Origin of the sequence: Cyanobium sp. BA20m-p-22 (assembly GCF_024346275.1) — a bacterium.
Taxonomy (GTDB): Bacteria; Cyanobacteriota; Cyanobacteriia; order PCC-6307; family Cyanobiaceae; genus Cyanobium_A.
Window position 1 is genome coordinate 1 of record NZ_JAGQCQ010000156.1, and the last position, 8,302, is coordinate 8,302.

The 8,302-nt window shown below is 62.5% G+C and carries 9 protein-coding genes; 8 read left to right on the forward strand and 1 reads right to left on the reverse strand.

Going from position 1 to position 8,302, the window contains the following annotated elements:
* Positions 1–47: 47 nt before the first annotated feature.
* Positions 48–1,967 (reverse strand): hypothetical protein, encoded by a 1,920-nt coding sequence (locus tag KBZ15_RS13325; RefSeq protein WP_255015701.1) that lies wholly within the window; start codon positions 1,965–1,967, stop codon positions 48–50.
* A 769-nt stretch (positions 1,968–2,736) separates the two neighbouring features.
* On the opposite strand from KBZ15_RS13325, the gene KBZ15_RS13330 reads away from it, so the two are divergent.
* The 8 genes from KBZ15_RS13330 to KBZ15_RS13365 all read left to right on the forward strand — a co-directional run.
* Positions 2,737–3,408, forward strand: coding sequence for a hypothetical protein (locus KBZ15_RS13330; RefSeq protein WP_255015702.1), 672 nt, complete (start codon positions 2,737–2,739; stop codon positions 3,406–3,408).
* A gap of 480 nt (positions 3,409–3,888) precedes the next feature.
* Positions 3,889–5,061 carry a hypothetical protein gene (locus KBZ15_RS13335; RefSeq protein WP_255015703.1) on the forward strand — a complete coding sequence of 391 codons (1,173 nt, stop codon included), beginning with the start codon at positions 3,889–3,891 and terminating at the stop codon, positions 5,059–5,061.
* Positions 5,058–5,198, forward strand: coding sequence for a hypothetical protein (locus KBZ15_RS13340; RefSeq protein ID WP_255015704.1), 141 nt, complete (start codon positions 5,058–5,060; stop codon positions 5,196–5,198). The genes KBZ15_RS13335 and KBZ15_RS13340 overlap by 4 nt, the downstream gene beginning before the upstream one ends.
* 113 nt (positions 5,199–5,311) lie before the next feature.
* Positions 5,312–5,773, forward strand: a complete 462-nt coding sequence (locus KBZ15_RS13345) for a mobile mystery protein A (protein WP_255015705.1) — start codon at positions 5,312–5,314, stop codon at positions 5,771–5,773.
* Entirely contained in the window at positions 5,770–6,357 is a 588-nt protein-coding gene (locus KBZ15_RS13350) for a mobile mystery protein B (protein ID WP_255015706.1), read from the forward strand. Before KBZ15_RS13345 ends, KBZ15_RS13350 begins: the two co-directional genes overlap by 4 nt.
* Before the next feature lie 619 nt (positions 6,358–6,976).
* Positions 6,977–7,333 carry an SLOG family protein gene (locus KBZ15_RS13355; RefSeq protein WP_255015707.1) on the forward strand — a complete coding sequence of 119 codons (357 nt, stop codon included), beginning with the start codon at positions 6,977–6,979 and terminating at the stop codon, positions 7,331–7,333.
* Between the two features lie 54 nt (positions 7,334–7,387).
* Positions 7,388–8,014 carry a siphovirus Gp157 family protein gene (locus KBZ15_RS13360; RefSeq protein ID WP_255015708.1) on the forward strand — a complete coding sequence of 209 codons (627 nt, stop codon included), beginning with the start codon at positions 7,388–7,390 and terminating at the stop codon, positions 8,012–8,014.
* Between the two features lie 93 nt (positions 8,015–8,107).
* The coding region (locus KBZ15_RS13365; RefSeq protein WP_255015709.1) for a Rad52/Rad22 family DNA repair protein at positions 8,108–8,302 on the forward strand (195 nt) is incomplete at its 3' end.

The window sequence follows — 8,302 nt, forward strand, 5'->3', positions numbered from 1 at the left end:
AAAAATAGAAACCATGCGTAGCCGTTCCATGAGACTCATGTCCTTGTCTACCCGGGAGTGCCGAGCCGAGATCGCAACCGGTAATTTTTCGTGGTGCCCTTAAGTAATTCGTCAGAAATCATCTCGTAGTGGGTGTCTTTCCAGCGATATGTCACATCGTTAAATGTGGCCCAGAAAGCATCTTTCTTGTCCGGCCCTTTGCTGAAAGCTTTTTCGATCAGCAGAGGGAACTCTTCAAGATCCCTTCGGGTCAGGGGCTTCGCCGCTAGCCCAGAGCCGTTGTCACACGCCGCCGCGGGCTCGACCACCTCCGCGTCGATCACCTCACTGCCGGGCGGCACCAAGCCCCCGCCGGCCTCTTTTTCGAACTCCTCCTCGGTCAGCTTCCTCGGCGGGTCCGACTGATCCAACAGGAAAACCTTGAAGTCCCCCAAGCTGTTCCGCCTGGGCCCGCGGTAGTGCACAGGCGACCCATCCAGCAGGAATGTCAGGTCGCCAACCTCGAGCGGTATCTCCCGCCCAAACCATTTCGCCACGACAGGATCCCAGGTCGTCGATGGCTTGTGCGTTTCGCCGACATAGCAGGTAATGCCGGCCCGGGTCGGGCCGTCTTCCTCCTCGAAGATCCACTCTTCGCACATTTCGCTCTTCGTACGACCGCAGCACCGGCAGGGCGCGCTCGGGCCGCTCCGCCAGCTCTTGGTCGGATCCCACTCCGAGGTGCGGGTCAGGCTGCTAAGGGTTTTATCCCCCTCGCCGGCGCCGCCAAGTTCCTGGAAGGCGGCGGCCCAATCGGCGACGCCGAGCTCCAGCAGCACACGATCAAGCGTCGCTTCCAGCTCTTCGGGGCTCGCATAGAGCTCGTCGGCCGTGCCCTTGAGTAGTGCCTGCCGCCGGCCTCCCTGGCGCTCAAAGCCAGCCAGGCGCATCGACCTATCCCGGTTGATCACTCTGGGATCGCCGTTGATAGCAACGCACAGCTTTTTGTTGATGCGTTCATCGCGCTCCCAACCCACAGCCATACCCTTCGGCGCCCGGATGAAGTGATGCAGCGACTTCCCGCCACTAGCCACCAAGGCGTTGAACCGCAGGCCGAGGACCTCCAGGGCCATCGCCCTGTCCCACTGCTCCTGCAGCGTGCCTCCCGCGCCGTCGCTTTCACCGACGAACGCGCGGGTGCGCAGCACGTTTGCGGCTTCAACGGTGTGCCCCTTCCCAACGAACTGGTTCGGTTTGAAATACACCTGAAATTTCTTTTTTCCGTATTCCTTGGCGCCGATGCTCGCGGCCTCGAACAGCCAATTGTGGGTGCCCTCTCGCTTGCTTGAGGGCTTATCGTTGTTCTCTCGCTTCTTCTTCGTCATCAAGACGTCTTGCACGTCGAGGAACACGCCCGTATCGGTCGCTTCAAGGTTCCGATGCACTGTCGCCAGCCTCATCCAATGCCCGCCACCTTCCGTGGGGGCCAGATCCACGACGAACTCGGTGCCGTCCTCCCCCAGTCCGAGGAAGTCGAGATGGCGGGTGAGCTGCTCCCTCGGGTTCAGTTCTTCGAAGCCGGGTGCGGGCGTCAGCCCCTCACTCGGTGAGGGCGTATCGGATGCAACAACGCTCGTCGGGGAAATCACAGAAGTCACTTCCCCCTTCATTGGCTCCTCACGGTCACTTGCACCGCGCTGCTGGTTGTGTTCTCTTCCGGGCTTCCCAGGTGGAATAAGCCCGCCTGCGGCTGCAGCGTTGCTAGCGAGCTCCTTCCGCATTCGCTTCCGGTGCTGCAACACGGCGTGGTGGGTGACTCCGTAGCTCACCCCGAGCTGCTTGGCCCCGTATTCCTTGATGTCGGCATCTAAGCGTTGCAGCCCTTCAGCCGTCTTCGGATAGGCCTTCGGCAGCGCACCGCGCCCCTTCTTTGGGTATTCCGCTGGCACCCCCTGCACTGGGGCCAGCTGTTGATTAGAGGTATCCATTAGGATGGTCAGAGTTAATTTGTTCAATCGAGCCGGGGTGTGGCGCCCCGGCTTTTTTTATGCACGCAATTAGCGGTAGGCTTTCCCATCAACCGCTTTGGCGCGAGCCTTACTGTTTTCGCGCACGGCCTTCTCACACGCAGCTACGTCGTAGAGTCGGTGGGACCCAAACATGATGTAGTGAACTCCAGCCACTAGAACTTGTTGGTCTCGTAGGTCTTTCAACCGGTTTCGGCTGACGCGGTAGCGCTTAGCGAACTCGGTAGATGTGAGCCACTCAATTTGTGTGAGTGTTGCCATGGCAGTACTTAGAGAGAACACCGCTTCGCCTGGTGGCGTGCAGTTTTGTGAGTGATCTCGCTACTTGCCGTGGATTCATGCTCGGCTGATGGGCCGGCTGCAACGCGGTGCAGCCCCGATCGAGAGCGATTAGGGAGTGGCGAATCATCTAGGTTCGTCTTCCGAACCGAGCTGAACCCAAAGGCAGCGATTAGAGCCTTCGGTGGGGTAACTATAGCGCAAATTCAAGCGTTAAGAGGCATTCGGCTTGGTGTCCATTGCATAGCTTCGTTAGAACGTCAAGCGCAGGAGCCCGCCACTCGAAGCTGCCTAAGCGGTGGCGGTGGTTTCAACGCATGGGCGCTATTGCACCGCTTCGTTAGAACGTCAACCGCAGGGCTGCTGCCAACTCACGCCACTCGAAGCTCCCCCCGCTGGCGGCTATGGACGGCAGCTCCGCCTCTGAGCAGACTGCCTCGCCACAGCGCGCATGGCCAACGACAAGTCGAGGCTTGCCGGCGATAGCGCCAGGAGCTTTGAAGACGGTGTAAGTCTCAGCGCGGGCCGTGATGCTGCGTGTGAGCCGGGCAAGCTTGCAGGCCAGCACCGCGTCGATCTCTCGGGGCTGACTAGGGAGGAGGTGTGGCGGCAGCTCCTGGGGCTGATGCAGGGGGCGCGTGGAGACCGTGCTCGGGTGCCGTCACAGAAGACCGTGGGGAGGTGGCTGGAGCGCTGGGTGGAAGACGGGTTGATGGAGCGGGATAAGCGGGCTGTGCAGGGGCGGGGTAAGGCTCCGATCATCTACAAGGTCGCGCGTGCGTTGTCTCTGATTGGATGTCCTTTGTCCGATGATCCTCCAGAGTTTTTCCAGCGCAAGGAATCTTTATCGGACACCGAAACAGAGTGTCCGATAATCGAGGTCGGGGAAGCGGAGCCGCCGGCCGAGGAAGCGCCGAGCGCATCTTTATCGGACACGGCGGATTTTGTCCGTAAAACAAATCGAGTCACCGAGGGCGATCTCGCTGATCATCGTCCAAAGGACATCCCCACAGGCACTACACGCGCGCCCGCGCGCGCAGAGACCGAGGATGTGACGCCCTGCTGGGAAGCGGAGCCCTACCCGGGTGACTACGCGGACGACTCAGGCTGCGCCTTGCCCTGAGCCCCAAAAATGTGGAGCCGAACGCAGCCGCTGGGCAAATGGATACCAAGCTCCCTGCGGACTGCCCGAAAGCTCACTGGAGGGCTCTCGAGCCACTCATGCCACTGGGGATCTCATCGCCCCAGAAGCTGGGGCTGAAGAAAGCCAATAGTCGAGCCGCTGTTTTCAGCGCCCGCAAGAGCCGTCCCAGCTCCCGCTCAGCTCCCGCAAAGTTTGCCAGTAGCTGAAAAGTCAATCGGGGCGACAGGATTCGAACCTGCGACCTAGTGCTCCCAAAACTCTCTTTTACGGGTCTGAGAGATCGATTGCAAGGACTGGAGTCTAGGCCCAAAAGCACTGCTGCAACAGCCGTTTAGTGTGCAAGGGGATGGCAGTGCAAGCCTGGCCGTGCCAACCTATGGGGGTCGATTTGCTCACATATTTGCTCACATGGGGGGTTCTAGAGCCTCTGACTCCTGGATTTCTGTGCTGCGCTCCGGCTTGCGCCTCTCCCTTGCCCAGCGAGGCACGAGCAGCGGCTGGCGCGTTTCCGATCTGCGGGGCCGTACGCGCCTCACGGTCGATGCAGCCGGCGGTCGTCATCAGGCTCTGCTGCCCATCGAATGGGCGCATGACCAGGCCGATGTCATCCGAGAGACGGTTCTGGCGATCCACTCTGCCCACATCGACGGGGTACCACTTGACCGGGCCATTGCGGCTGCACTGGCCAGCGAGGAGCCAGCAGCTGAACCAACAGCTGAGCAAGGGGCCGGCCCGATTGATTGGCCTGAGCTGGTTGAGCGATTCAAAGCCCGAAAGCTGAGCAGCGGCGCCATCAAACCGCGGACCTGGGAGGCCGTGTATCGGCGCCGCATGGCAGAACTGCTGGCCATCCTCGCCAGCAAGAAACCGCCCACCAATCCCCGGGAACTGCTGGAAGCCGTCACGGCGCGGTGGTCTGATCAACCTGGCTCCCGTGGCCGGCAGATGCAGGTGCAGCAGGCCGCCGCGCTGCTGCGATGGGGAGTCGATAACGGCGCTCTGCCTGTGGAGTGGGCTCCACCTCTAGATCTCGACCCTTTTGTAGGCCGCAAGCGGGAAGGGAAGACGATCACTACTCCGATCGAGGTGAAGCACATCCTTGAGCTGGTTGAAGCTATCCCCGACGCACGCTGGCGATTCTCGTTCCAGTTGCTTGCCGCCTATGGCCTGAGACCGGAGGAGCTGCAACACCTTCAGCTACGAGGCGGCCGCTTTTGGTGCAACTACCGCAAGAACACCAGCAGGGGAGAGACAAAACCGAGGCCGCTGCGGCTGCTGCCCTGCGATGACTGGGCAGAAGCCTGGAACCTGTTGGAGCAGTTCAAGTCCCAGCCACTACCCCCAATGCGCCCGGGCTTTGGCGCGGAGGATATGGGCCTGTACATGCGTAGGCGCCGTCGTTGGCAGGATCTGCGCCAGCAATACGAAGCAGAAGGGGAGAAGCTGGTCCTCTATTCCGCTCGGCATGGCTACGCCCATCGCGCCCACCTGATCTGCGAATTGCCGCCGAAAGTCGCGGCAGCAGCCATGGGGCACAGCGTCGAAACTCACCTTGCTGCCTACAGCAAGTGGTGTGGTGATGACGTTGTTGATGACGCTTTCGAGCGGGCTGCGACACGTCTTGGCCGATGAACGTCCCAACTGCGATCCACAACGCTCACCGGGGTGTGCGGCTAGCCGAGTTGTTCGAGCTTCCCTGGGGCTGGCAGCTCTGCGGCCAGGCCACAGGAGCCAAGTGGGGAGCCAAGGGGAGCCGAAGGCAAGAGTGATAACTCCCGAAACTGCATATGAAGGCAACCCAACACTCTCCCTAGCTGTCTTCCAGCAGGAGTGATAAGTTGCTTGCAAAGGCCCCAAGCGGGACTGATCGCTCCCATCCGCCATGAATCCCAAGGAGCTAAGGCTGGCCCAGATGGATGCGGTGCTGCAGGACGCAGCGAGTCATCCGCTGCCGCCGCGCCCGCCGGCGGGCTGGCTGCGGGCCATCCGCGAGGCCCTGGGAATGACCTCCGGCGTACTGGCAGAACGCCTTGGCGTGACGGCTTCTGGGGCGCGCAAGCTTGAGCAGGCAGAAGCGGTCGATGCCATCACCCTCGGCACCCTGCGGCGGGTGGCTGAGGCCCTCGACTGTGATCTGCAGTACGCCCTCGTGCCCAGGCGCCCATTGCGTGAGATGAGATGGCAGCAGGCCCTGCACCTGGCACAGCAGTGGCAGCAGCGCGCCGGCCGAACGATGGCGCTTGAGGCCCAGCCAGTTGCGTCTCCCTCTGCAGCGGCAAATGAGCGGCTTGAGGCCATGGCCGAGGAGATCCTGCACACCAGCGGCACCCGGCTGTGGGATTGAACGACGGCCTTCCGGCCGGGGCGACATCGCTGGATGGCGAGGAGCTGGAAGGACTGCTGCCCTCTCATCTGGTGAGCCGCAGCCAACTCAACGAATGGGAGCAACAAAACATCGAAGCCGCCCTGCTCTGGCTGTCACGCCAGCGCCGGCCCCGGCCACTGGAAGAGAGCTGGCTGCGGCGTCTGCATCGCGAAATGTTCGGCCAGAGCTGGCGCTGGGCCGGTCAGTACCGCAGCAGCGACAAGAGCATCGGTGCCGACTGGCGGCAGATCCGCATGCAGGTGCCGGCATTGCTGGCCGACATCGCCTTTCAGGTGGAGCACCAGGTGGATCCGGTGGATCGAATAGCCATCCGTTTCCATCATCGACTGGTTTCCATCCACCCCTTTCCCAATGGCAACGGCCGCCACGCGCGCCTGATCGCTGATGTCTTGATCGAGCAGCTAGGGGAACCTGGCTTCTCCTGGGGAGGCAGGAGCTCCCTCGTTGATACCTCAGGCCTGCGGCAGCAATACATCGCCGCTCTCCAGCAGGCCGACCGAGGAGACTTAGGCGCCCTACTCGCCTTTGCGCGAGCGTCCTGAGCAGACACCGCAAGGCTCAGTTCGAATTCCCTGAGCGCACCACTCCGTGCGACGACGGCCGTCCTTCAGCGTGCCACGGCTGGGCCGTGGCCTGCATCGGCCAGCCGCCGCCGCCCTCCGCTCTGGGGCCGGTTATTTGGGGGTGGCAGGCAGGGCCACTTCCCCGCGGCTGCGGTGGCCAGGCATTCGCCCGCGTTGATGGGGAAGGGGAAGGCCCCAGGCTTCCTCGCGCGGCTGCGCGGCCGGTTGGGTATTAAAAGCTAAATCTGGTGGGGCTGCTTATCAATTGCAGTTCCCTCCTAGCAGGGCCAGGTTTTGCATAGATCCGTTGTCCTGCAGCGGTTCAAGCAGCCCACAAGTGCACTTGTACTGCTAGAATAAGGGCTGCGCCAAAGGCCCCAAGCCCATCGCCTGCGGTAATCCTATTCCCTGATCTCGCCATCACAGCCGCTCTTTTATTTGCGGTGTGTTGCCCCGATCAGTTGTCACCTCTGGCAGCTGATTCATGGATCTTTATCTCTCATCTAGCCCTGCAATAGCCCCATCCCACTCGCTTGTGATCGTGGCCGGTGGTGGCCGTGATCTGCTTTGGTTGCCCGCGCAGATCGCTGCTGTCCTTATGGCCCGCAGCAGCGGTCAGCTCGTGCATGGGCTGCTCCATGGCGGGGCCCGCGGCGCTGATCGCGCCATCGGTCGCGCCGCTTTTCAGCTGGGCTGGCCGGTTGAGGTACTCCCCGCCGATTGGCGCCGCCATGGCCGCGCTGCGGGGCCAATCCGCAATCGGGAGCTACTCGAGCTGGCGATTAGCCGGGCCGAGGCCCTCAGCTCTGCTGCTGTACCGGTCTCGGTGCTGGTGGTGGCGTTCCCCGGTGGCGCTGGCACCGCCTCGCTGGTGAGAGAGGCCCGCCGTTTGGCAGCCCATGCGCCAGTGCCGCTCTCTGTGGCACAGATCAGCCACGCCCCCAGCCTCCCTTGATACCTATTGGCATTGCCCTCACTTCCCCTGTTCCCATTTCTCCTCATTTGTGCCATGGCTGTTCTCACTCCCATCCCCGCTGCTGCCGTCACTCCGCTAGCGGCTCCTCCAGCAGCAGGCCCTGCCTGTTCCCTGCAGCGCTCTGGTTCCCTATGGCAGCTGGGCAGCGAGGCCCAGGAGCTCACCACCGCCATCTCCCAGCTAGCCGAGCAACTGGAAGCTGATGATCCCGAGCAACGGGCCCTGGCCCTCGCCGAGCTGGAGGCCGCTCTTCTGGCAGAAGAAGGCAATAAGCAGGCCCTCGCCGCTAAGGCCGATGCCACCTGCTGGGTTATCGAGCACCTGCGCGGCCAGGCCGCCTACCGCCAGCAGCAGGCCAAGCGGCTCGCCGATTTGGCCCGCTCTGATGCCGGCCGGGCTGATGCACTGGAGGAGTCCCTTGTCTTTGTCCTCACCCAGCTGCAGCCAGCCGCTACACGTTTCTCCTTCCCCGATCTCGAGCTCACCTCCCGTAAGTCCCAGGCCGTTGTGATCGACGACGAAGAGGCCCTCGATCCCGAGTGGCTCACCTTCTCCACCACCAGCAAGCCGGACAAGAACGCCATCAAGGAGGCCCTCAAGGCCGGCCAACAGATCGCTGGGGCCCAGCTGCTCTCCCGCCGCTCCTGGCGCATCCACTGACCGGAGGGGGGCAGAGCCCTCCACGCATGGCCCGCTGCAGTGGCGGGCCCATACCCCTCCCACCCATATCACCTCTCACATCTCAGTATTCCCATGGCCACCGCTGTCTTCTCCCCCCAGCAGATCGCTGCCCTTTCAGCTCCACTCGATCGCGCCAAGGTCCAAACCCGCAGCCAGGCCGGCCGCTCCCTGGCCTACCTGGAGGGGTGGCAAGCGATTGCCGAGGCCAACCGCATCTTTGGCTTTGACGCCTGGCAGCGCGAAACCATTTCCGTGCAGTGCGTCGCC